21 protein-coding genes and 1 tRNA gene are annotated in these 20020 nt (G+C 63.2%); 13 read left to right on the forward strand and 9 right to left on the reverse strand.

The window, feature by feature from the left end:
* Positions 1–139 precede the first annotated feature (139 nt).
* The 7 genes from C480_RS05420 to C480_RS05450 all read left to right on the forward strand — a co-directional run bounded on the left by C480_RS05420 (position 140) and on the right by C480_RS05450 (position 8272).
* Positions 140–1240, forward strand: coding sequence for a GNAT family N-acetyltransferase (locus C480_RS05420; protein WP_006664616.1), 1101 nt, complete (start codon positions 140–142; stop codon positions 1238–1240).
* A 508-nt stretch (positions 1241–1748) separates the two neighbouring features.
* Positions 1749–2693: a GNAT family N-acetyltransferase gene (locus C480_RS05425; protein ID WP_049903253.1), complete on the forward strand. Its 945-nt coding sequence runs from the start codon at positions 1749–1751 to the stop codon at positions 2691–2693.
* Positions 2694–2716: 23 nt separating this feature from the next.
* Complete coding sequence (locus C480_RS05430; RefSeq protein ID WP_006664618.1) at positions 2717–3103, forward strand: hypothetical protein; 387 nt, start codon at positions 2717–2719, stop codon at positions 3101–3103.
* Positions 3104–3370: 267 nt separating this feature from the next.
* Positions 3371–4621 carry an ABC transporter substrate-binding protein gene (locus C480_RS05435; protein WP_006664619.1) on the forward strand — a complete coding sequence of 417 codons (1251 nt, stop codon included), beginning with the start codon at positions 3371–3373 and terminating at the stop codon, positions 4619–4621.
* Positions 4618–7101 (forward strand): methyl-accepting chemotaxis protein, encoded by a 2484-nt coding sequence (locus tag C480_RS05440; protein ID WP_006664620.1) that lies wholly within the window; start codon positions 4618–4620, stop codon positions 7099–7101. The genes C480_RS05435 and C480_RS05440 overlap by 4 nt, the downstream gene beginning before the upstream one ends.
* Positions 7102–7182: 81 nt before the next feature.
* A complete protein-coding gene (locus tag C480_RS05445) occupies positions 7183–7899 on the forward strand; it encodes a DUF2270 domain-containing protein (protein ID WP_006664621.1) in 717 nt (238 codons plus the stop codon).
* A gap of 181 nt (positions 7900–8080) precedes the next feature.
* The gene (locus tag C480_RS05450) at positions 8081–8272 is read left to right on the forward strand and encodes a hypothetical protein (RefSeq protein ID WP_006664622.1); all 192 of its coding nucleotides are present in this window, start codon (positions 8081–8083) and stop codon (positions 8270–8272) included.
* A 693-nt stretch (positions 8273–8965) separates the two neighbouring features.
* Here the strand turns inward: C480_RS05450 and C480_RS05455 are convergent.
* The 3 genes from C480_RS05455 to C480_RS05465 form a co-directional block, all read right to left on the reverse strand.
* Positions 8966–9038, reverse strand: a tRNA-Pro gene (locus tag C480_RS05455).
* 97 nt (positions 9039–9135) lie between these two features.
* A complete protein-coding gene (trmY, locus tag C480_RS05460) occupies positions 9136–9738 on the reverse strand; it encodes a tRNA (pseudouridine(54)-N(1))-methyltransferase TrmY (RefSeq protein ID WP_006664623.1) in 603 nt (200 codons plus the stop codon).
* A 155-nt stretch (positions 9739–9893) separates the two neighbouring features.
* Entirely contained in the window at positions 9894–10451 is a 558-nt protein-coding gene (locus tag C480_RS05465; RefSeq protein WP_049903339.1) for a metal-dependent hydrolase, read from the reverse strand.
* Positions 10452–10573: 122 nt separating this feature from the next.
* Between C480_RS05465 and C480_RS05470 the strand changes: the two genes are divergently transcribed.
* Positions 10574–10753 (forward strand): HVO_A0556 family zinc finger protein, encoded by a 180-nt coding sequence (locus C480_RS05470; protein ID WP_006664625.1) that lies wholly within the window; start codon positions 10574–10576, stop codon positions 10751–10753.
* 133 nt (positions 10754–10886) lie between these two features.
* Here C480_RS05470 and C480_RS05475 read toward each other — a convergent pair whose 3' ends face one another.
* The 3 genes from C480_RS05475 to C480_RS05485 form a co-directional block, all read right to left on the reverse strand.
* Positions 10887–11108 (reverse strand): hypothetical protein, encoded by a 222-nt coding sequence (locus C480_RS05475; RefSeq protein ID WP_006664626.1) that lies wholly within the window; start codon positions 11106–11108, stop codon positions 10887–10889.
* 4 nt (positions 11109–11112) lie between these two features.
* Positions 11113–11388, reverse strand: a complete 276-nt coding sequence (locus tag C480_RS05480; RefSeq protein ID WP_006664627.1) for a DUF7511 domain-containing protein — start codon at positions 11386–11388, stop codon at positions 11113–11115.
* A 257-nt stretch (positions 11389–11645) separates the two neighbouring features.
* Entirely contained in the window at positions 11646–12746 is a 1101-nt protein-coding gene (locus C480_RS05485; protein ID WP_006664628.1) for a S1C family serine protease, read from the reverse strand.
* Between the two features lie 216 nt (positions 12747–12962).
* Here C480_RS05485 and C480_RS05490 point away from each other — a divergent pair, with 216 nt between their 5' ends.
* Entirely contained in the window at positions 12963–14333 is a 1371-nt protein-coding gene (locus C480_RS05490; RefSeq protein WP_006664629.1) for a tRNA pseudouridine(54/55) synthase Pus10, read from the forward strand.
* 27 nt (positions 14334–14360) lie between these two features.
* Here the strand turns inward: C480_RS05490 and C480_RS05495 are convergent, their stop codons facing one another.
* Entirely contained in the window at positions 14361–14540 is a 180-nt protein-coding gene (locus C480_RS05495) for a hypothetical protein (protein WP_049903341.1), read from the reverse strand.
* Between the two features lie 177 nt (positions 14541–14717).
* Here C480_RS05495 and rnhB point away from each other — a divergent pair, with 177 nt between their 5' ends.
* The 3 genes from rnhB (at position 14718) to C480_RS24905 (ending at position 16736) form a co-directional block, all read left to right on the forward strand.
* Positions 14718–15443: a ribonuclease HII gene (rnhB, locus tag C480_RS05500; RefSeq protein WP_006664631.1), complete on the forward strand. Its 726-nt coding sequence runs from the start codon at positions 14718–14720 to the stop codon at positions 15441–15443.
* A gap of 73 nt (positions 15444–15516) precedes the next feature.
* Complete coding sequence (locus C480_RS05505; protein ID WP_006664632.1) at positions 15517–16530, forward strand: sodium:calcium antiporter; 1014 nt, start codon at positions 15517–15519, stop codon at positions 16528–16530.
* Between the two features lie 95 nt (positions 16531–16625).
* Entirely contained in the window at positions 16626–16736 is a 111-nt protein-coding gene (locus C480_RS24905; protein ID WP_444993480.1) for a DUF7563 family protein, read from the forward strand.
* Positions 16737–16912: 176 nt separating this feature from the next.
* Here C480_RS24905 and C480_RS05510 read toward each other — a convergent pair whose 3' ends face one another.
* Positions 16913–18565 carry a preprotein translocase subunit SecD gene (locus C480_RS05510; RefSeq protein ID WP_006664633.1) on the reverse strand — a complete coding sequence of 551 codons (1653 nt, stop codon included), beginning with the start codon at positions 18563–18565 and terminating at the stop codon, positions 16913–16915.
* Positions 18562–19458 carry a protein translocase subunit SecF gene (secF, locus tag C480_RS05515; RefSeq protein ID WP_006664634.1) on the reverse strand — a complete coding sequence of 299 codons (897 nt, stop codon included), beginning with the start codon at positions 19456–19458 and terminating at the stop codon, positions 18562–18564. The genes C480_RS05510 and secF overlap by 4 nt, the downstream gene beginning before the upstream one ends.
* A gap of 129 nt (positions 19459–19587) precedes the next feature.
* On the opposite strand from secF, the gene C480_RS05520 reads away from it, so the two are divergent.
* Positions 19588–19956: a hypothetical protein gene (locus C480_RS05520; protein WP_006664635.1), complete on the forward strand. Its 369-nt coding sequence runs from the start codon at positions 19588–19590 to the stop codon at positions 19954–19956.
* Positions 19957–20020: the final 64 nt, after the last annotated feature.

Consider the following 20020-nt stretch of genomic DNA (forward strand, 5'->3'; position numbering starts at 1 on the left):
CAACAACTGCTGGCTAACTCATCGCTGTGGGGCAGCAATCGCCTCTCTGCGCACCTAATCGGTGTTAAGTGTAGTGTCTCCGTTCAGTTCGTGATGGGCGAACAAACGACCACAAGTCACTGACTGGAAGCGTTCACTGATGGGTACTCTCTCGGCAGTCAAAACGAAACTCGACAGTCGAACGCGACTGGGCATCGGCGAGCGAACTCGTGAGACGAACACCGATTACGAGGTGACGGTCCACGAAACGATCGATACCGTCGACCGCTCGCGGTGGAATCACGTCGTTTCCCACGCGAAACAGGCGAGCGTCTTCCATCGCTACGAGTGGCTCGAGGCGATCGAAACCGGGCTCGGCTACACGCCGAACCACGTCGTCGTGACCAAAGACGGCAATCCGATCGGACTCCTCCCGAACTTCGTCGTCGACCTCCCGAAAGTTCCGTTTCAACGGCTCTGGTCGACGTACCCCGGATTTGGCGGCCCTGCGATTACGACCGACACCGCCGAGACGCTCGATGCGATCCTCGAGACGATTCCGACGCTCTGTACCGGCCGGACGATCGTTCACGAAATTCGGGCCCACGATACGGAGTATCTCCAGTACAGCGACGTGCTCCGCTCGCACGGGTATCGACCGGCACGGTCGAAGGGGCGATTCGTCCTCTCCCTTACGGACGGGTACGACCAGGTCCGGTCGGGAATGAGCGACTCGAGACGCAAGGGAATCGAACGGGGCAAAGCCCACCCCTACGAAATCGTCGAGGAAGAACTCACGCGGGCGACGCTCGAACGATTTCACCGCGCGTACGAACGACACATGGAACAGATCGGCGGCGACGCCTACCCCCTCGCGTTCTTCGAGGACCTCTTAGCGATGGACTCGCGGTTGCTCCTCCTGACCCTCCGGCTCGACGGCGAGTACGCGGGCGGCTTCCTCGAACTGCTCGACGACGAACGGTCCGCCGTGCACGGCTTCTTCGCCGCCGTCCCGGAGGAATACTACGACGACCACGCCTCGGAACTGCTCTACGACGCCGTGATCCGATGGGCGATCGACAACGGGTACGATACCTACGATTTCGGCGGAGCAACCGGCGACTTCCGAAGCGGACTGTTCCGGTTCAAAGCGGGGTTCGGCGGCGAACTCGTCCCGAATCTCTACTGGGAACGCGGCGACGGACTCCGCTGGAAATTCGTGACCGCCGGCCGTGAACTCTACCTCCGGATGCGACGGTAATTGCGTCACCGAACGGCCACGAGTTCAGTGCAGATTGCCCGGTACTATGGAGAGTGATCGTCTCAAATTATGAGAACGTCTTTTCAGCTGATGAAAACGAGAGGTGGGCTGAAGTGGGTAGCAGGTGTGTGTTCCGACGGCGAAAGCGTGTCCGAGGTGGTCTAACGGTAAGATTCGCTCCGTGTGAGCGAGATACGCGGTTCGAGTCCCGTCCTCGGACTTCCGGTCGGTGTGCTGCTCCTGACGGTGAGTGCGAATTTGGTGTTGGTCTCGGTGAGTGGTCATCGAGAGCAGTGATATCACTAGTAGAGACAGCCCACCCGCTGACGGGTATCGATATAAGTGATAAACCATATAAAGCGATATAGAAATGGATCGAGTTCAGTCACGGGCTGGTCGGATGGTCACAGGTGGGACGTCTTTCGACGTGGCGAGACGCCGCGTCGGGACACAACAGGTTTCGTCTGCAACCCGCACACTCATACCCGTCCCCGATGGCGCACCCACTATGGCCATGCACACCGATGACGACCCGACGAGTTCGTTCGACGACGTTCAGCGGGCGGTCTACGAGTTCGTCGACCGGCACGGAACGGCAACGCGGGCGGAGTTGCTCCGGTCGGTGCGGGTCGATGCAGGGCCGGCGCACTCGAAGCCGGCTCGATCGGGCAACTATACGCAGCAGACGGCCCTCGAACCGTCGACGCTGGAGTCGTGTCTCGAGACGCTGCTCGCCGAGGGGTACCTGACCGAAACCGAGGGGGCGCTCCGAGTTTCGGTTCCCGGATCGCCAACTGAACTCGAGACCGAGTCGGGGGCGGTGACGATTCGGACCGCCCGAGAGCCGGACCGGGAGGGGATTCTCGAGGCGATGCGGACGGTGGCACAGGATGGGAGTTACGTCGTCGCGGCCGATCTCGCGACGCGGCTCGAACGAGCACCGGCGTTGGTTCGGGTTAACGGGACCGAGGACGGCTCACAGTCGCGGATGTGCTTTGCTGCGGTGCTCGATCCTCGCACCGACTCTGCGACGGCGGCTGACGCCGGGTCCGGTGCTGACTCCGATTCTGACTCTGACACTGACTCTACCCCGAAGACCGACCCCACTTCAACCTCCGCCGACGAACCCGACGACACTCGGATCGTCGGCTGGCTCCACCTCGACGTTCCGGCGCTCGACTCGCGGTCGCATACGGCCGAGTTGACGGTCGGTGTCGTTCCGTCACACCGTCGTGCAGGAATCGGACGGACGCTCCTCGAGCACGGCCTCGAGTGGGCTCGGGAGGCCGGCTACCGGAAGGTCGTCCAGGGCGTCCCGAGTTCGAGCGAGACGGCGATTTCCTTCCTGGAGGCCAACGGATGGGAGCGCGAGGGCGTCCGAGCGGATCACTATCGTCTCGACGACGAGTTCGTCGACGAGGTGCTGTTTGCGACCTGGCCTACAGATTCTTGAGGGCCGCCGATGGACACCATCATATGGACTCGATTTCACTCGGCGTTCCGGAACCGTTGCTCGAGCGATTGCCGACGGACGACGAGGTCGCCGAGGCCGACATGAAAGAAGCCGTGGCCGGTTGGGAACAGCGACTCAATCAGGCGCTCGAGGCCGCTGATGACGACCGCGAGGCAGCAGGTCAGGTCCTCGACGCGCTCGACCGGTTCGAGCAGCGATACGAGACCTACGACGACCTCGTGCCGGAGCTACGGGCGTGGGGGCAGTCGCCGATTTACGCGATCGCGTGGCGGACGCTCTACGCGGACGTAATTGCTCAGATCCACGACCACGATGAACTCGCCGAGTATATCGACCGCGAGCGAAACGCTCGGCTGGTCGAAGACGGGATTCGACTTCGAGATCTGTAACGTCGCGTCGCTCTGTCAGTAACTGAACTCGTTTTTTCGTGGCGGTATCCGTGGCTACCGACGGGGCGTCTCACGAACGTCCTGTCGGGTGTCAGCACGCTATTCGATAGCGACTCAGTGACATCCCGCGAGATACCGGAGAGTGGTCACTGTCCTGGAATATGGCCAGAACGTTGAAAGTCTCAACAGCAGACGGATAACTATGCGCCGTGACATGAGGCAGAGCGACTGCAATCAGGGGGAAGTAACGAACGGGTGTGAGAAACCGTGAGGCGACGGGAGTCTCTCGGGGTTATCGCCGGCGGTGCGGTTACAGCGACCGCTGGCTGTCTGGGCGACGGATTTCTCGGCGGGAACGCCGACGACGACCAACTGGCACTGGCCGACCGGACGCTTCAGTACGGCGGTGTGCTTCCGCTTTCGGGCGGGCTCGAAGCGTTCGGTGACCCGCTCCGAAACGGGGCGATGCTGCCGATCGTCGAACTCGAGGGATCCGAACTGGACGTCTCGGTCGATTTCGAAGTCGTCGATTCGGAGACGGCACCGACGGCTGCGGTCAACAACGTGGCGGAACTGATCGATGCGGGATACCCGGCGATCGTCGGGGCAGCGGCGTCGGACGTGACGCTACAGATGACCCAACAGGCGACGATTCCGGCCGAAGTAGTCACCTGTTCACCGGCAAGCACGTCGCCGACGATGGGCATCCTCAACGATCGCGGATTCTCGTTTCGGACGGCACCCGACGACTCGATGCAGGCGGTCATCGCCGCACAGATCGCGGTATCCGAGCACGATGCCGAGACGGCGGCGACGCTGTATACGGCCGGCGACTACGGCCGGCAGCTCTCCGGCGCGTTCTCGGCGTCGTTCGACGGAACGATTCAACACCAGGTCTCGTTCACGGAGGGGAGTAATTCCTATACCGAGCCGCTTCGCGAGGCACTGTCCGACGATCCGGACATCCTCTTTCTCGTCAGTTACGCCGAGAGCGGCGTCGACCTGCTGACCGAGTACTACGAGAACCACCAGGGAACGGAAACCGTCCTCGTCAGCGACGGGCTCCAGGACGAGGCGATTCCACGGGGCGTCGACGCATCGCTCTCGAACGTCTACGGAACCGCACCGGTGTCGTCCGGGCCCGGTCGAGACGGGTTCACCTCGCTGTACCAAGACGAACACGGCGGCGAACCGCCGCTGTTCACGGCAAACGCCTACGATGCGGCGGCGACGCTTTTGCTCTCGAACGCCGCGGCGGGCGCGAACGACGGGACGGCTATCCGATCGAAGATGATCGACGTAACGACCGGCGGGGGAACGGAAATCCTGCCGGGTGAACTCGCCGCTGGACTCGAACTCGCCGCGGACGGCGAGCCGGTTCAGTACCGCGGCGCTTCCGGTGAAGTTGCGTTCGACGAGAACGGTGATGGCGGATCGGTTACGTACGAGTACTTCACCTTCGAGGGCGAGGAAATCGTCTCGATCGAGGAGCGAACGCCGGAGGGGGTAGCACAATGACGGCGAACGAGCCGGAGCAGCCGGAAGAGACGACTTCGGGCGAGGATTCTGAGACGGGAGAGGCAGCTGGAAACGAGGGTTCCGAGAGACGCGACGGGCGCGCGGCGAAGACAATCGGAGATGAGTCGGGACTCGGATCCACGATGCGATCACTGGTCCCGTCAGTGATTCGTGGGAGCTATCGGTGGAAGTTCGTGATTTCGGTGCTGGCGATCCTCGTCGTACTCTCTGCCGTCGGGGCGATCGGGTACGTCAACGCCCAGAACACCGTCGAAACCGACGCCGAACAGCAACTGACGGCGACGGTGGACATGCACGCGGACTCCATCAACGAGTGGACGATCTCGATGGAATCACACACCCGGTCGCTCTCGTCCGCTCCCGCACTGTCGAAAACCGATGCGGAAACGGCCGAATCACACATCATCGAGGAACAGGCGAAGTTACCGGTCGACGTTCGGGCGATCCACATCGTCGACACGAACTACGATCGAGTGCTGACGAGTACGAACGGAGAAGTCAGCGGCCGGTCGCTGTCCAGTATCGACGAACCCTGGACGGGAATCGAGCCTGGCGTCGACCTGACGGCGGCGAACGATGTCTGGTACTCGCCGGCGGCATACCAGTCCGGCACCCTCGACGACCAAGTGATCGCGTTCGCGAGCCCCGTCGAGGGTGACGAGGCCCGAATCGCCGTCGTCGTCGGAACGATCGACTACCGCGTCGACGGACTGCGACAACTCCACGAGGACCAGGAGACGATGATCCTCAACACGGAGGGCGACACCGTCCTCGGGAGCAACGAACTCGGCGGCGACCCCGACGGGGAAATCGTCGAATCGCTCGGTACCGTCCGCGAAGGAACGGCGTTCGAACGCGACGGCAACCTCGTCATCGGCTACAGCGCGATGGCGGACAACGACTGGGTTGCGATCACGACCGTCCCGACGGACCAGGCGTTCGCCGCGAGTTCAGCCGTCGGGCACAGCCTGCTCTCGGTCATCGGAGCCGGGCTGCTCACGCTGGTGGTCGGCGGGGTCTTCCTCGCGCGCCAGACCGTGACGCCGCTTGAAACGCTCCGGGACCGGGCCAAACGGATGGAACAAGGAGACCTCGATATCGACCTCTCGACGAACCGGATCGACGAGGTCGGCCGGCTCTACGAGTCCTTCGACGAGATGAGCACGGCGCTCGAGACGCGGATCACCGAAGCGAAGGAGGCCCAAGCCGAGGCCGAGGCGGCCCAGGCCGAGGCGGAGGAAGCCAAAACGGAAGCCGAGACTGCACAGGCCGAAGCCGAGGCCGAACGCGAACGCATGGCCGAGGTGACCGCGGAACTGCAACGCGGCGCAGACCAGTACAGTCAGACGATGCGAGAGGCCGCAAACGGCGACCTCACCGTCCGCGCCGACGTCGACACCGACAACGAGCAGATGCAGGAGATCGGCACCGAGTTCAACGCGATGCTCGACGAACTCGAGTCGACGGTCGACGAGGTCAAGCAGTTCGCGACCGACGTGGCGGCCGCGAGCCAGCAGGTCAGCGCCTCGAGTAAGGAGGTCCAGAGCGCGAGCGAACAGGTCGCCGAATCGGTGCAGGAGATTTCGGACGCCTCCGAGCGCCAGAGCGAACAGCTTCAGACCGTCGACGCGGAGCTGTCGGACCTCTCGGCGTCGACCGAGGAGATCGCGTCGACGGCGAGCGAGGTCGAGACGGTCGCCGAACGGACCGTCGACTCCAGCCGCGAGGGCCGCGAGGCCGCGACCGTCGCGATCGAGGAGATGACCGAAGTCGAAACCGAGGCCGAACGCGCCGTCGAGACCATCCAGTCGCTCGAAACCGAGGTCGAACAGATCACCGAACTCGTCGACGCCATCTCCGACGTGGCGGACCAGACCAACCTGCTCGCGCTGAACGCGAGCATCGAAGCGACGCGGGCCGGCGAAGGCGGCGAGGCCGGCGGGTTCGACATGGTCGCCCAGGAGATCAAGGAACTCTCCGCGGACGCGAAAGACGCCGCCGCGGAGATCGAAGATCGGATCGACGACATCCGGGAAAAGACGGACGAGTCCGTCGACGTCGTCGAGCACACGAGCGAGAAGGTCGAGCAGGGCACCGAAGCCGTCCAGCCGGCCGTCGACGCACTCGCGGAGATCGCCGAACTCGCCGAGGACACGAACAACGGCGTCACGGAAATCTCCGCCGCGACCGACGCACAGGCGTCCTCGACCGAGGAAGTCGTCACCGCCGTCGACGAAGTCGCAAGCAGCAGCGAGGAATCCGCCGCCGAGGCCGGGAACGTCTCCGCCGCCGCCGAGGAACAGACGGCCTCGCTCTCGGAAGTCACCCGCAGCGTCGACAGCCTCGCGGACCAGGCGGCCGAACTCTCACAGACCCTCGACCGGTTCGAGACCGCCGTCTCGCAGGAGGGCGCTGACGGGCCAACCGAGGCCGATCAGTCGACCGTCCCACCCATGTAACGTTCAGGGGCCCAGCGCTGAACTCGTCCGGTTCGCGTTTCGACACGCCTCCGTTATACTCGTCGCCGTCGTAAACTACCCATGAGTCGCGAGAACGATTCACTCGATCCAGAACACGAGGAGGTCGCAGCGGCGGCAGCGACCGATTCCGATGATTTCCTCTCGCTCGTCCCGCACTACTATCGGGGCGAGGTTGCCCAAGCGACGAGCGCGCAGGATCGACTCGATCGGACGACCGACTGGGCGATCACGCTGATCGCGGCGTTGCTCTCGATCGTCTTCTCCAGCGAGGATATACCGGCGTATCTCCTGCTCGTCGGCCTGTTGCTCCTGGCGATGTTCCTCTTCTTCGAGGTGCGTCGCTATCGTTTCTACGACGTCTGGCGCGCCCGCGTTCGACTGCTGCAGGAGAACGTCTTCGCCAACGCGTTCGACCCGGCCGGCGCTGAACACCCCCGCTGGCGAGAGGAAGTCGGGGAAGACCTCAGACAGCCGACGTTCAAAGTGTCGTTCTTCGAGGCACTTTCTCGACGGGTGAGGCGAGTTTACGCGCTCCTCTTCGCCGTCGTCGGCGTCGCCTGGGTGAGCAAAGTCACGCTCTTTACCCCCGAAGCGCAGTGGACCGAAGCCGCCGAACTCCCGGGCATCCCGGGGATCGCCGTGGCGGCAGGGCTGGCCGTCTTCTACGCCGCCGTTATCGCGGTTGCAGCCTGGCCCGCCAGACGCCGTGCGAAGGGGGAAATCCACGGCGTCGAAAGCGGCGACTGGAAAGACACTGACGGCGGTCACGAGGACTGAAACGGTCTACTGGCCGATTCCTCCGCGCACCCGAACAGTCGTGGGTGTGCCGGAACGGGCTGCTAGCAGCCCGTACCCACCGCCGCGATGGATTCTCACTGCTCCCCCTTCTGGAACCGCGCTAACAGTTTCGCAAATAGAAACGCTAATTCAGTCAATATCGTCATTATACTGTCGGGGAATGGCAAACAGAGATGACGTTTCGAGAGAACTCGCCAAATGCACCGAGTGCGATTCCGTTTACGCGGCCCGACAGTGGCCGAACGGAGACATACAGCTGATCGGGAACGACGGCTGTCCCTGCGGTTCGACCGAGTTCGTTCTCGTCGATGGCGACGCCGAACCGACATCGGATGGAACGACTGCGGAGTAATAATTCCGCTTCGTATCGACGACGCGTTCACTCGATTTTCTGCTCATCGGCATCGATCCACGCGCTGCTGATCGGTTTTGGAACGCCACCGCAACGTCGTGCGGCGGTCTTTCAGGTAGCACCCGAGACCGACAACTCGTCCTCGAACGCCTCGTCACGACGCCGTCGACGCGTTCGACCTGTAACCGATTCGAAGCGGAAGCCGTCGACGAACGGTGTCCGAGTTCAGATTACAGGACCCGGACGAGGCGGTCAGGAACACACCTGCATCGACGATATCGGACAAGACGAGAGTAGCCGCTGAAAGTCAGTGCACACCTGGCCGCAGGACGGCTGTGCGATCAGCGTGTAAACCGTTTCAGTTGGTACTATAGAGGGAACCGGCCGTACAGTACAGCTCGCATCGCGCTCTGAAAGCGGGCGAAGACGGCATCCAGAAGCCACTGCGCTCGTCTCGCTTCGCTCACGAGAACGCGGGTACGGCCACTCGAAGACTGAAGACGCCGCTCAAGGAACGAAAGTGGGGAAAAGTGGGCCGGCGCGAATTCGAATCACGCCCAGAGGGTCCTGCTCGTTCGCTTCGCTCACTGCGCGGACTGCCTCTGGCCTACTTCGAATTCGCTTGGATGAACGACTTCCCGCACTCGGAACGCCTCGCTGTCGCTCGGCGTTCGTTGAGTGCGGGAAAGGTAGTGGGCCGGCGCGAATTCGAATCGCGGTTACGGCCACCCGAAGGCCGAAGGATACCAAGCTACCCCACCGGCCCGCAGATTAGATGTGGATGCCCGTTCGTTTAACGCTTCCGAAACCCCGCAAGCGGGACTGTGTCTTCCGTTCACATCTCCGTTGTACTGCAAGCACCCTCAGAATCGGTCGTACCCCGCCGTGTCCAGATAGTGATGCGCAACGGTGATCGCCTGATCCGTATGCAAGCGTTCCGGACCGAGTCGAAGCCGCTGCTCAACGTGCGCGTCGAGCAGCTCCGCCTCTGCCCCGGTGAAATCCCGGTGGTCCGAGAGGACGAACACCCCCGACTCGAGTTCGGCTGCATCGATGTCGACGACCGGCGCGCCGTCCTCGTGGAGTTGCACGACCGGCCCGTCATCGGCGAGTTCAGCGAGCGTGTCCGCGAGGCCGCGGCGGTAGAGTTCGATGCCGGGACTGGGTTCGGCCGGCAAGGCACCGATGGCTTCCTCGCGGTGCTCCAGCGCGTTACGGACGAGGGCGGCGGTGCTTCGTTCATCCGGATTGAATCGCCGGAGATCGCTCCCGGTGAAGGTGATCGTGAACTCGTCCTGGACGACGAGATGGGTGTTGACGTCCTCGCGGATGCCGTGGGAGGTGACGAACGAGGCGGTGATCGATCGACAGAGCGCGTCGAGTCGGCCGGCACCGCCGGCGAGATCGTCGAGCGAAAAGTCGGGTTCGAGCGGCACGTCGTGGGCGATGAGAACGAACTGGCGCATACGCGATGAACGGCGGGTGGCGGGATAGCCGCCACGGTTTCGAACGGGTGATGCGGGGAGTGGGCAGCACGAGGAGTGTGGAGTGAGGTGTGACGAGCGGAGGAGGTGGGCGGAGAAAAAAGACGGGGAGGTGGGCGGACAAGATGGGTGCTCAGTCAGGATCGAGTCGGTATGTACCGGCGAACCGACGCCCGAACGGTCGCCAACCCTGGCGCGCCGTCACGATACCAGACGAGAACCGCACCGACGAACAGGCCGAACTGGAGCCACTCGTAGGGACCCATCGTGTAGTAGTTGAGGAACGCATCCAGAATTCCGCCGATCGGGTCCTCGGGCGGCTGCTCGACCACCGGCCAGAGCAAGTACGCGGCACCCGCCGACTCGCCGGTGAGTACCGACGGCGGAATATCCGCGAGGAGGTGCGAGAGGTAGCCGATCGAAAAGGCAACGCCGGCGGCCCTGAATTCGAATCGATTCGCAGCCGCGTATATCGCCGGGAGAAACAGCGCGACGAACAGTAGCGAGTGACTGAGCGTCCGTCCGCCGGGGAGGACGCCGAACGTCCAGGCGAATGGTTTATCGATCAGATCGGGAAACTGCGAGCCGATCGCGAGTGCAACCAGTGGCACGAACCGCGGCGAGCGGTCGAATCGATGCGCAGTGTAGCCGGTATAGAGCAGATACGCGACGGCGAGGTGTCCCCAGGGCCACATCCCGTGGCCCTTCTCGGGATCGACGAATAGGTGCTTCGACTCGTCCCGCGCGGTGAGACGGGGCAGCGAACATTGCATAGACAGGGCCAATCGTTTCCAGTATCTCGGGCTGAAGTGTCTATATGGCGAAATCACAATCGTCACAGCAGAACGCGGCGCACGGACAGTTGCTGTCGCTCCTCGAGGGACGGCCCTGCCCGGCCTGTGCTGACGGTGAACTCGAACGTGACCGCTACAAGGGAAACCGGGCCGTCGTCTGTGACAGTTGTGGAACGCCGCAGGCGCAGGTCTGGTCCTCGTGACTCCTCCAGCACCGACTGAAACTGGTTACAACTGGTTACGCACTGATCGCACGACGGCTGTCCGATCGGTGTCCACTGACTTGCAGCGACGACGAGAGTGGGCAAGTTGCAGCTCCCCGATCGAACTGCGTCGCTATCGTGAGCGGGACCCGTCGAGTTGGTGCTCGTCGTACGACCGAGAGCCAGGATAGTCGTGGCCGATAACGAGGGCGACGATGTTGATCACGAGCACGCAGAGAAAGATCGAAAATCTGGTTGCCGACCCGATGCCCGCCACGAACAGCGGGAGATAGACGACAGGGAGCAGCGTCCCGACCCAGAACCCGATCGTCGTAACTGTACTCCCGAGGTGCATTGGACTAGCGTATCGATTCCAGATCGACGAACGATCCCTGGGTCGCCGCGATCCAGTTCGACATGAGTTCTTCTTCGGGAGCGTCCGCCGGGAAGATCGCACACTCATCGGGCGAGTCCCCGTTGTCGATTCTGACGTGATCGAGTTCAGGTCCGGTGTCGTGCGTCTGTCGCCGCGCGTCCGGATCTACGGGTGCGTTCGCGTCGTCCACCGTGCTCGACGTCGACTGTTCGTCACCGACCGTGGTATCCGACGACCAGCTGTCAGCATCGTGAGTCATTGAATGGCAGGCGTCGAGTGTTCGCGCCAACTCCGGGTTCAGCGGTTGAACCTATTGTTATCGGGAGGCTAAACGCCGCAAACGAGACCCTGATCCCCATTTCGAGCCGGTTCGAACCGTTCATTTCGCCGAAAAAGAACTCGACAGTGGCTGACCTGTACGAGACTGTTATCGGGATCAAAACGGCTGTATCGGTAGCGTAACGACGGAAACGAACCGGTCAATCAGTGATTTGCCACCCGTATTGCGGCGGATGACTATCGCTCGCCGAGGACCATTTCCGCGGTCGTCTCTCGACCGTCTCGCCAGAGCGTGAGCGAGAGCGTGTCGCCGGGACTGGTTTCGAGGGCGAGATACGTCGAGAACGCGTGTCGATCCGGAACCGGTTCGCCGTTCAGTTCGAGAATAACGTCTCCGCCAACGGGTATCGGTGCGCCGCCGCGCGTGGTCGTCCGTGTCGATTCGTGGAGCGTCCCCGCTGCTGGCTGGCCCGACCGAACGCTATCGACGATAACGCCGGTGGCTTCGGGAAGATCGTTCGCTTCGGCGACGAGGCGGTCGACGGTCATGAACGTAATTCCCATAAACGAGTGGTTGTACTCGCCGTCCGCGATCAGCGACGGGACGACACGCTGCATCAGCGCTGCAGAGATCGCAAAGCCGATGTTCTCGCCGCCGGCAGCGTTGACGATGCCGACGACGTTTCCGTTGAGGTCGACCAGCGGCCCGCCGCTGTTGCCGGGATTAACGCCGGCATCGGTCTGGACGACGTTCGGGAACGAGAACTCGCGTTCCGGTGCGTCGAGCGTTCGATCGACGCCGCTGACGATCCCTTCGGACATCGAGCCTTCGAGTCCGTAGGGATTGCCGATCGCGAGGACCTGCTGGCCGACAACCGGTCGCTGGTCGGCGAGCGTCAGCGGCGTTGCGCTATCGGGGACGTGATCCGTCTCGAGCACCGCCAGATCGCTGTGCGTATCCGTTCCGACGAGTTCAGTCGTCGTCCAGTCGCCGTTGATGTACTGGAGATCGGTTTCTTCGCCGCCGGCGACGACGTGTGCGTTCGTGACGACGTGGTTTTCGTCGACGAGAAACCCGGATCCCTGGCCGCGGCCAACGGAGTCGCTGTTCGGGTCCGAAACGCCGAAGACGCGAACTTGCGTGACTGAATCGATAACCGCCTCGTAGATATCGGTAAACGTCGAGCCATCTGCGAGGTTTCCGCGGTCGATCTCGTGCGAGGAACTACCTTCAATCGGCCCCGATGTCGAAGGTTCCGAACAGCCGGCGACGACGCCGGCGAGTCCGGCGCTGGCCGCCGCCAGAAACCGTCGTCGACCCGGTCGAAAATCGTCCATAGTCGATGGATGAAAGTCCACCTATTTTGCAGTACCGAGGACTGCCGAGGACGCGGCCGAGAGGAAGTCACGAGCGAAACCGAGTGCGAGCGATGACGCCGACGGTCTGTCGACGAGGCGAGCGAAGCGGAGAGACCGAAGAGAGCGTGGGAAAGCCACGCAGGAGCGAGTCGGGAAGGGAAAACGTGTTACCCACGGCCGCCCGACCCATGGGATATGACGACGCTCGAGGACGACGCCCGCGCGCTGCTCGCGACGGGGCCGCTCTGTGATTCCTGTCTCGGTCGCCCCTTTGCCGACCGGAGTTTCGGCCTGACGAACGCCGAGCGCGGCCGGGCACTTCGGACGACCATCGCACTGGCCGACGACGCGGACTACGATCCCGACGACCCCGACGCGTGCTGGGTCTGTGAAGGCTACTGCGGCACCTTCGATGCCATCGCCGACACCATCGTCGCTGAACTCGACGGCGTCGGCTTCGAGACCTACCAGGTCGGGACGAAGGTCCCGCCGCTGGTCGAAGAGAACGAGCGCCTCCTCCGGGAGGACGCGGCTCTCGAACCCGACAGCGGCGAATCGCTCAAACGCGAGATGAACCGCGAGGTGGGCCGCCGCGTCGGCGCGAAGACGGGTACCGAGGTCGACTTCGACCGACCGGACGTACTGGCGGTCATCGATCTCGAGGGATTCGATCCCCTCGACGTGCTCGAATCGGGCGCGGCAGCCGAAGTCACGAGCCACGCGGTCGACGTACAGATCAATCCGGCCTTCGTCTACGGGCGCTACCGCAAACTCGAGCGCGACATTCCCCAGACGGAGTGGCCCTGCCGGGAGTGTGGCGGCAGCGGCATCCAACTCGGCGACGACGGCGAGGAACCCTGTGACTACTGCGGCGGTTCGGGGTACATGTACGAGACGAGCGTCGAGCAGACGGTTCGACCCCACGTCGTCGACGCGATGGACGGCGACGAGGGAACCTTCCACGGCGCGGGCCGCGAGGACGTCGACGCCCGCATGCTCGAGGCGGGCCGCCCGTTCGTCCTCGAAGTGAAACGACCCCGGAACCGCGACCCCGATCCAGCGGCGCTCGAACGCGAGATCAACGAGGCCGCCGCGGGCTCCGTCGAAGTCGCGGGACTCCGGCTGGCGACCTACGAGATGGTCGAACGCGTCAAGGAACACGACGCGAGCAAACACTACCGCGCGGACGTCGAGTTCAGCGAGCCGATCGACGAGACGGCGTTCGAGGATGCGCTCGCCGAACTCCGGGGCACGACGGTCGAACAGGACACGCCCCAGCGCGTCGACCACCGACGGGCGGCGCTGACCCGCGAGCGGACGGTCTACGACATCGACGGCGACCTATCCGAACCGACCCGGGCCGAGGTTCGAATCCACGGTGAGGGTGGCCTCTACGTGAAAGAACTCGTCAGCAGCGACGACGGGCGAACGGAGCCGAGTCTGGCCGGCCTGCTCGGTACCGACGCCGAGGTGACGGCGCTCGACGTGACCGGCGTCGAGGGAGAGACCGAGCCGTTCGAACTCGAAGAGTACTTTCGGGACGAGCCGCGAGCCGACGAGGAGTAGCGCTTCCGTTCCTGCAAGGTAGCAGAGTTACGAATCGTCACGCTCGGTTTCATCGGCGAGTGCTTCGAGCCGACCGAGTTCGCCTTCTGCGTCCGATGATCGTCGATGCTGTGGAGACATGATCGGCTCTCCGGAGCCCTCGATGCGTTCGTCGGCATCCTCGACGGCGATCCGTTCGCGCAGCCACGCGAGAGCGCCACGAATCATGTTCGTTCGAGTACTATTCACGGCGACGACCAAAAGTGTACGCCACGTCTCGGGTTCGGTCCCCACCGACTCGCTCGTCGTTCTCGACGCGACCCGGCCGCTGCCACCCGTCGGTCACTCGGTGAAACGGACCGGAAGAACGCAACGGTTTACCGATCCGCTACCGACCCTCTGCGTATGCCATTCGGCGTCGACGAAGCCGGCAAGGGTCCGGCCCTGGGGTCGATGTTCGCCGCCGCCGTCCACGTCGAGACGGACGCGGCGCTCCCCGACGGCATCGCGGACTCGAAACGACTCGCACCCGCCCGCCGCGACGAACTCGCGGACACGCTGCGAGCCGACGACCGGATCGGTATCGGTCTCGCCGAAATAACGCCCGCGCAGATCGACGACCCCGAGACGGACATGAACTCGCTCACCGTGCGAGCGCACGCGCAGGCGATCGAATCCCTTTCGACGGCGAACGAAACCAAGGACGAGAACAAGAACAAAAACGAAAATGAAAACGAAAACGGAAACGGAAACGGAAACGAGTTCAGCGCCGATCCACTGGCGGGACTCTGCGACGCCTGCGATACCGACGCCGAACGCTTCGCGCGGCGAGTAACAGACGCCTGTACGCTCAACCTCGAACTCGACGCACGCCACGGCGCGGACGAGGACTCGCCGATCGTCGGGGCGGCGAGTATCGTCGCCAAGGTCGCACGCGATGCGCACGTCGAGACGATCGCCGACGAGTTCGGCTCGGTCGGTAGCGGGTATCCGAGCGATCCGACGACCCGGGAGTTCCTCGAACGCTACGTCGACGAGCACGGCGAGTTACCGCCGGTGGCGCGAACGTCGTGGGCGACGTGCGAAGACGTGCTTGCGGCGGCCGAACAGACGGGGCTCGGTCAGTTCTGAGACGGCTCGTTGCGAGCGGTCGATGACAGTCGTGTTGTTTTATGTGAGTTCTCTTCCCGAGTATACCTTATACGTGCTCGACATTCTGCTCCTGCTCGCGCTCGCGACGGTTGCCACCGGCGTCGTCTGGAAGGGCAGTTCCTGGCTGGAATCCGCTTCGAACAGCCTCGCGGCCGGCTACGGCGTGCCGCCGGTCGTCCAGGGCGCGCTCATCGCCGCCGCCGGTTCGAGTATGCCCGAACTGATGAGCGTGCTCCTGGCGACGCTCGTACACGAGGAGTCCGGACTCGGCGTCGGCGCGATCGTCGGCTCGGCCGTCTTTAACCTGCTCGTTATCCCCGGCCTCGCCGCGCTCGCCGGCCCCGGAGAGATGCAGACGAACCGCAAACTCGTCTACAAGGAGTCGCTCTTTTACATGCTCTCGGTCGCCGTGTTGCTGCTGACGTTCTCGCTCGCGGTGATCTACTATCCGATCGGCGAGAACGGCGTCCGGGGCACCGTCACGGGCCCGCTCGCGCTGTTCCCGCTCGCGCTGTACGGGCTGTACGTCTTCACGCAGTACCTCGACACCGCCGAGGACGAACTCGAGGTCGATACGAGCATCAATCTCGCCAGGAACTGGCTCTGGTTCGGGCTGGGGCTGGTCGTCATCATCGTCGGCGTCGAAGGGCTCGTCCGTGCGGCGGTCGGGCTCGGCGACGCCTTCGGAACGCCGTCGTTTTTGTGGGGGATGACCGTGGTCGCGGCGGGGTCGAGCGTTCCGGACGCGTTCGTCAGCGTCGTCGCGGCGCGGTCCGGCCGCTCGTCGGTTAGTCTCGGCAACGTGCTCGGCAGCAACATTTTCGACCTGCTCGTCGCGGTGCCGATCGGCGTTCTCGCCGCGAGAGGAATGGATATCCAGTTCGCCCACGTCGTTCCGATGATGGCCTTTCTCGTCCTCGCGACGGCGATCTTTTTCACGATCGCGCGGACCGATATGCTCCTCTCCGAACGGGAGGCCTGGTTCCTGATCGGCGTGTACGGCCTGTTCGTGCTCTGGCTCCTCCTCGAGAGCATCGGGTTGCTCTCTATTATACAGACGTCATAGGAGCGTTGCAACGGCAGGCGCGCGATTCTTCTCTCTCGCAGCGATCACTCGACGTGGCGATCGAGCGAAATCGGAGACAACGGAGGTCATAACTGATGCCGATCTGTACACAGTGTGAAACCCACGTCTCAATCGACTTCGTCCGTGCACACGGTGACGAAAAGGCAGGTACCGTCGACTGGTGTCCGCGTTGCCGTGAGAACTGATCGGGCGACCCCAGTCGCCGTATTCTGTAGTGAACGGCTCGTAGCGGCCGCGATAGCGTGCTTGTGGTCGGAACGGTCGCGGAAATCAGGATTCGGATTGTGGTTGGAACCAGATTCAGAGCCAAAACCAAACCGGCGCAGCGCAAAAGACGAGTTCGGCTGAACGGTCTCGCTCGTTACTTATCCGTGAGCAGCCGCTCGAGGATCCCCCCGTAGGCGGGCCGCGTGATGAGGACCCCGATCAGCACGCCGAGGATCGTGATGATGGCGAACCCGCGGAGGTCACCGAGGCTCAACACCGCGAGCGGCGACAGCGCGATAACCGTCGTTGCCGCGGCGGCTCCGATGACCCAGAAGGCCTTGCTAAAGCGAGACTCGAAGACCCGATGTGAACTCACGTCGCCGTCGCTCATCACCTCGTCGGCGATGATGATGAGGTCGTCCACCCCCGTCCCGACGACGGCGATGAATCCGGCCACGTGCGAGAGGTCGATCGGCATTCGTATCAGCGCGGCGAAGCCGAGCAGGATGACGACTTCCGAAAGCGCCGTCACGATCATCGGTGCCGCGACGCGCGGGTCGCGATACCGGAGGAAGACGACCCCGCTGACGGTGATCACCGAGAGGACCCCGATCAGGAGCGAGAACGTCTTGAACTGATCGGCCAGCGCCGGTTCGGTGGAGTAGGTCTGTTCCTGGCTGAAATCGAGCGGCGCGGTCAGCGCCCCCGACTGCAGGTTCACGGAGAGGTACTGAGCGTCCTGCTGGGTGGGGACGATCATTCGGAACCCGGGATCGTTCGCCCAGGTGCCGGATTCCATATCACCGCCGAGTCCGCTCCCCATACTGTGGGCGTCGATTATCTCGTCGTCGACGACCGTGAGCATACACCACTGTTGCTGGTCCTGATCGAAGTTGAACTCGCCGGCGTCACGGTCGTGGACCGAACACTGGCCGATCCCCTCCGAGGTAAAGCCGTACTCGTTCATCGCGCTTTGGAACTCGGAGGCCGCGCTGTTACCGTCGGAGCCTTCCGTGTTATCGACCGTCACCGGCACGTAGTGCGTGCCCTCTTGCTCGTCGAATGCAGGTGGGCTGATATCACTGAAGTCGTCGTCGTTGAGAACAGTGTCGTTGGTCTGATTCCCGTTCCCGTCGGGATGGTACGCGACGATCTGGACGTCGCCGCGGTCGCTGAGCAGGCCCCGAAGTTCCTCCGGACTCATCCCGGGAACCTCGGTGACGATGTAGTAGCCGCCGTCGACGGTCGCCTCCTGGTAGACGTTTCCGCCGGAGAGGCCCGCTTCGTTAACCCGCAACTCGATCGTATTGATCATCTCGTCGCGCGTCTCCTGCGTGACGCCGTTTTCGACGTCGTCTTCGGTCACGTCGAGGCCGGCGCTCTGGAGTGCGCTTGCGAACTCCGCCGCGGTGACGTTCTCGGTGAAGACCTCGGCGGTGTATCGGTCGTCGTTCTCGTGGTAGCGCACGGTCGCATCCGAACGCTCGATGTCGAGTTCAGTGTAGAGCGTCGACTCGATATCGCGTTGCTCGTTGTCGTCGATGTCGAGTTCGTCGACCGTCATACCGGTTGCGGGTGCGCTCACTCGCGTCCCGCCGTCAAGACCGATCCCGTACTCGAGGTTCGTAAAGCCCTCGTCGCCGGACTGGTTGGCAGCGGTTTCGTTGTCGCCGAGATTGTCGGCGAGGGAGTCGTCCGCCATGATGCCGCCCGGGATGAACAGGGCGACCAGGGCGAACGCGAGGAAGGCGACGAGCAGGATAACCCGCCAGTATTCCTTGACGAAGGCGATCGGATTCGTGCTCATGATCGCACCCCCTCGAACTTGTACCAGCGAAGCAGACTCAGGTTCAACAGGTAGGTGTTCATCAGGTCAGCGGCGAGGCCGACGAAGAGAATGGTCCCGATCGACGCCAGGAGTTCGATGCCGAAGAGCGAGGCGACGATTCCCATGACGAGCATCGCGGCCATGGAGGTGACGGTCATCGTCACGCCGGTCGTCATGGCTCGCGAGGTGCTCTCGTAGAAGTCGCCGCTTCGGCGGAGCACGTGGTTGTTCAGCAGGATGTCCGAGTCCACCGAGTACCCGATCAACATCAGGAGTGCGGCGACGGTCCCGAGCGAGAGCGAGATGCCCGCGATCGACATGAACGCGAGCGGGATCACGAGGTCCGAAAACGCCGAGAGGACGATCGCGATGGAGGGGACGAACGTCCGAAAGAGCAAGAACGTGAGCGCGCTCATGCCGACGAACGCGACGGCGATCCCGAGCAGCGCGGTCTGTTGGGTCTGGGCCGCGAAGCTCGCTGACGCCGTCGATTCCTGCTGAACGATTTCGGCGTTTCCATCTTGCTCGAGTTCAGCAGCGGCTTGCTCACTTAACGTTTGAATCGCCTCGTCGTCTTCGATGCCAGCGAACTGGACGGTATACTGATTGTCGACGCCGGGAGCCTGGATGCGTTGGATGGAATCCGGTTCGACGCTGAACGCCGTCTGGATCTGGGCTTCCGAGGACGTCGTCTGGATCGTCAGCTCTGCACCGCCCGTAAAGTCCATGCCGAGTGGCACTGGCGCGCCGGTGAGCAGAAACGAGCCGCTCAACACGAGCAGTGCAACGGCGAGGAGTCCGAGCGGTACCGCCGCGAGCTGGCGGTTAGTGTACCGGGGATACTGTATGTCCGGTACGTCGAAATACCCCATATATCGGACCACTGGGTGTCACCCGAGGTAAGCCTTCTCAATTTTAGTCGTCTGTTCCAGAACGAATTGGCGTGAAACGACTCCCGATCAAGCCTCACGCTCAAGCCGTCCGAGCCCCTATCAGTGACTATGACAGCTGACTCACGCGCCCAGTCCGACCGGCAGCAGCGAACTGACTCGCGAGGCGAGACAGCGGCCCGAGTCGTCGTTTCGTACCCCGCCGACCTCTCGGAATGGGGTCGGTTCCAGATCGAAAAGCCGTCGTTCCGCGCCTTCCTTCGCAAGACACGCGACCACGCACGCGAAGGTGATCGGTGGGAGGAGTTCGTCGGCGTCGGGTGCTGCGGGAACTCGCTCGACGTCCCGCTTCGCGTCGAGGCGGTTGAAGGCGGCGCACTGATCGACGCGGACACGGAGATCAGCTACGAGATCCGCGAGGCCTGCGGTATCGAGGGCAGTTGGCGCGTGCAGAGCGAGGACGGGCCGAGTCGAGCCTAACGGGGACGGGTTCTCGTTTTGTGGTGGTGGCGTACTGTCGGATAGCGTACTGCCGCAATGGGAC

The sequence above is a fragment of the Natrialba aegyptia DSM 13077 genome (assembly GCF_000337535.1).
GTDB classification, from domain to species: domain Archaea; phylum Halobacteriota; class Halobacteria; order Halobacteriales; family Natrialbaceae; genus Natrialba; species Natrialba aegyptia.

Excerpts from the sequence above, each read along its gene's own strand:
- trmY (WP_006664623.1), bottom strand. The coding sequence starts at position 9,738 with ATGCGCCAGTTCGTTCTCATCGCCCACGACGTGCCGCTCGAACCCGAC.
- C480_RS05465 (WP_049903339.1), bottom strand. The coding sequence starts at position 10,451 with ATGTGGCCCTGGGGACACCTCGCCGTCGCGTATCTGCTCTATACCGGC.
- C480_RS05480 (WP_006664627.1), bottom strand. The coding sequence starts at position 11,388 with ATGACTCACGATGCTGACAGCTGGTCGTCGGATACCACGGTCGGTGAC.
- C480_RS05520 (WP_006664635.1), top strand. The coding sequence starts at position 19,588 with ATGACAGCTGACTCACGCGCCCAGTCCGACCGGCAGCAGCGAACTGAC.
- C480_RS05445 (WP_006664621.1), top strand. The coding sequence starts at position 7,183 with ATGAGTCGCGAGAACGATTCACTCGATCCAGAACACGAGGAGGTCGCA.
- C480_RS24905 (WP_444993480.1), top strand. The coding sequence starts at position 16,626 with ATGCCGATCTGTACACAGTGTGAAACCCACGTCTCAATCGACTTCGTC.
- C480_RS05450 (WP_006664622.1), top strand. The coding sequence starts at position 8,081 with ATGGCAAACAGAGATGACGTTTCGAGAGAACTCGCCAAATGCACCGAG.
- C480_RS05425 (WP_049903253.1), top strand. The coding sequence starts at position 1,749 with ATGGCCATGCACACCGATGACGACCCGACGAGTTCGTTCGACGACGTT.
- rnhB (WP_006664631.1), top strand. The coding sequence starts at position 14,718 with ATGCCATTCGGCGTCGACGAAGCCGGCAAGGGTCCGGCCCTGGGGTCG.
- C480_RS05495 (WP_049903341.1), bottom strand. The coding sequence starts at position 14,540 with ATGATTCGTGGCGCTCTCGCGTGGCTGCGCGAACGGATCGCCGTCGAG.
- C480_RS05490 (WP_006664629.1), top strand. The coding sequence starts at position 12,963 with ATGACGACGCTCGAGGACGACGCCCGCGCGCTGCTCGCGACGGGGCCG.
- C480_RS05475 (WP_006664626.1), bottom strand. The coding sequence starts at position 11,108 with ATGCACCTCGGGAGTACAGTTACGACGATCGGGTTCTGGGTCGGGACG.
- C480_RS05420 (WP_006664616.1), top strand. The coding sequence starts at position 140 with ATGGGTACTCTCTCGGCAGTCAAAACGAAACTCGACAGTCGAACGCGA.
- C480_RS05485 (WP_006664628.1), bottom strand. The coding sequence starts at position 12,746 with ATGGACGATTTTCGACCGGGTCGACGACGGTTTCTGGCGGCGGCCAGC.
- C480_RS05430 (WP_006664618.1), top strand. The coding sequence starts at position 2,717 with ATGGACTCGATTTCACTCGGCGTTCCGGAACCGTTGCTCGAGCGATTG.
- C480_RS05470 (WP_006664625.1), top strand. The coding sequence starts at position 10,574 with ATGGCGAAATCACAATCGTCACAGCAGAACGCGGCGCACGGACAGTTG.
- secF (WP_006664634.1), bottom strand. The coding sequence starts at position 19,458 with ATGGGGTATTTCGACGTACCGGACATACAGTATCCCCGGTACACTAAC.
- C480_RS05510 (WP_006664633.1), bottom strand. The coding sequence starts at position 18,565 with ATGAGCACGAATCCGATCGCCTTCGTCAAGGAATACTGGCGGGTTATC.
- C480_RS05440 (WP_006664620.1), top strand. The coding sequence starts at position 4,618 with ATGACGGCGAACGAGCCGGAGCAGCCGGAAGAGACGACTTCGGGCGAG.